The sequence below is a fragment of the Protofrankia sp. CiT1 genome, assembly GCF_917627335.1.
GTDB lineage: Bacteria > Actinomycetota > Actinomycetes > Frankiales > Frankiaceae > Protofrankia.
This window is the reverse complement of record NZ_CAKJTP010000036.1, coordinates 38,452-38,975: the sequence shown is the minus strand read 5'-3', so window position 1 is coordinate 38,975 and position 524 is coordinate 38,452. Positions and strand designations below refer to the sequence as shown.

Here is a 524-nt window from a genome sequence, read left to right as displayed (position 1 = left end):
GCGCCCGCGCGGCGCCACCACCGGCAGCGCCCGCACGGCCACCAGCGCTACCGCCACCAGTGACACCCCCGCCCCCGTCACCGTCACCAGCGCTCCCACCGCGAGCGGCGCCTCCGCCGCAGGCGGCACCGCCACCACCAGCCGCCCCCGGATCCAGCTGGTGGCAGGCCAAGAGCGCGCCATCACGGACGCCGCCCACGGCACAGGGGCCAGGCATCCCACCCACTGTTTTCGGCACCGGGCACTACCGGTTACCACAACAGGCACCGGCCGCGCCGCCGCCCCCGGCACGCCGGCCGGGCAACATCCCACCTGCCGGGACGGCAGCAACCGGGACCTGGTGGGAACGCAAGGCTACGGCGCTGCATCCGGTCGGGGCGGCGTCGGTCGTCATCGGCCGCGCGCCCGAGTGTGACGTGGTGCTCGCCGACCCGCTCGTCTCCCGCCGGCACGCGGAGCTGCGCCAGGCCGGGCCCGAGTGGCGGATCGTCGACCTCGGCAGCTGGAACGGGACGTTCGTCAAC

Annotated in this window: 1 protein-coding gene; it reads left to right on the top strand. The window is 76.0% G+C overall.

The window, feature by feature from the left end; translation table 11 throughout:
* Positions 1 to 59: 59 nt before the first annotated feature.
* A partial coding sequence (locus MJ785_RS21935; protein ID WP_255727620.1) for an FHA domain-containing protein occupies positions 60 to 524 on the top strand: 465 nt, incomplete at its 3' end.